This window comes from Methanobrevibacter oralis (genome assembly GCF_001639275.1).
Taxonomy (GTDB): domain Archaea; phylum Methanobacteriota; class Methanobacteria; order Methanobacteriales; family Methanobacteriaceae; genus Methanocatella; species Methanocatella oralis.
Genome location: NZ_LWMU01000123.1, coordinates 1 through 1,668 on the forward strand (window position 1 = coordinate 1; position 1,668 = coordinate 1,668).

At 29.9% G+C, this 1,668-nt stretch carries 1 pseudogene; it reads left to right on the forward strand.

What is annotated here, in order from left to right:
- A pseudogene (locus MBORA_RS10910) lies at positions 1-1,668 on the forward strand (adhesin); the annotation flags it as partial.

The following is a 1,668-nucleotide window of genomic DNA, read 5'->3' on the forward strand; positions in this document are numbered from 1 at the left end:
CAATTTTTTATAATAATCAAGGAATACATGGAGGAGTAATTTATTCAGATTCAAAAAACAAATTATCAATAATCAACTCTACTTTTAATAATAACACAGCATTAACCTCAATAGACTTTTGTAGAATTTTAATGGAGGCTATTGGTTGGTCTATTGAAGAGAAGTATATTTATCATTGTAAATCTGTATGCGATTCCCCAATTGGGGCGGGTGGTGTAATTTATACTAAAAATACTTCTGTATTAATTGAAAATTCCTCATTTATGGATAATTCAGCCAGTATTGGTGGGGTAATAGCTACTCAATGTGACAGTTTCACATATTTATCTAATTTTATTTCTAATGTTAGTTTATACATTGATAATTGTTACTTTTCTAATAATCGGGCTAATGATACTAGATTTAAAGATGATCCACTTTATTTAGATTATTACGATAATTTCAATGCACATAATGGTGGAGTTGTATATGGAACCTACAATAAATTATATGTAAATGCTTCTGAATTTTATTATAATCAAGCTATTAATAATGGAGGAGCTTTATATGCTAAAGCTAATGATGGTCAGATAATAGACTCTATTTTAAATAATAATCGTGCAGGAACTAATGGGGGGGCTTTAGATATTTCAAAAAATTTCCTTATTATGAGATCAATTATTTCAAATAATTCTGCAAGATATGGTGGAGCTATTGAATATGAGTCTTATGTTTATTATAGTCATATTCAGGATAATTTTAACATTTATAATTCAACTATAACTAATAATAAAGCCTTAAATGCCGGAGGTGCATTCAATATAGGTTCTGGAAACATATCTGTACATGATTCAAATATAGTAAATAACTTCGCACCTTCTAGCAATACAATACATTCTTATGGAATCAAGCAGTCTATTGATATGAGATATAATTACTGGGGTGTATTGCCAAATGGTCATATTGGACCTGATGATTCGGTTTGGAATACTCATAATAATATATTTAAGCCATGGTACAAAAAATGGATAAACTGGAATCCAAAAGTCATTGAATCAAATAATTCTGGTTCCAACCCTAATTCCAGCGCCCATAACCCTTACATCAATCCTAATTCCAATTCTAGTGGGAACAATCCTAATAATCCAATATCTACAGGGCCTAGTTCTTCTACTTCTCATTCGATTGGTGGAGCTAATGGAAATAGCCAAGGTAATAGTAATGGTAATGGAAACTACTTTGGTTCAGGTGATGGAAATAATTTAGGTCCAGGTAGTGGTAATGGGGGAAGTGGTGGTTTTTCACATCTTCCAGGTTATAATAAATATAATGGGCAAAATATAAACGGAAATACAAATTTAAATACATCATCAAATTCACACAACTCTCAAATTCATGGAAATGTTAATTCAAATAGTCTTAGTAAATCAAATAGTTCAAAATATAATCCTAATTTAGCTTCTGTTGGCTTTACTGCAAATGCTGCTTCATCCCCATCAAGTTCTCAAAGAGGCATGCAAGATAATAGTGAGGGTTCAAATTCTTTAGGCGATTCTGACAAATCTTACGAAATTACTAAAAAAATTAAAAAAATATTTGATGATAAAAATTACATAAATGAAATTATTCTTTTTATAATTATTATTTTAGCTTTATTAATTTTAGGATGCAAATACGGGACAGATAAAT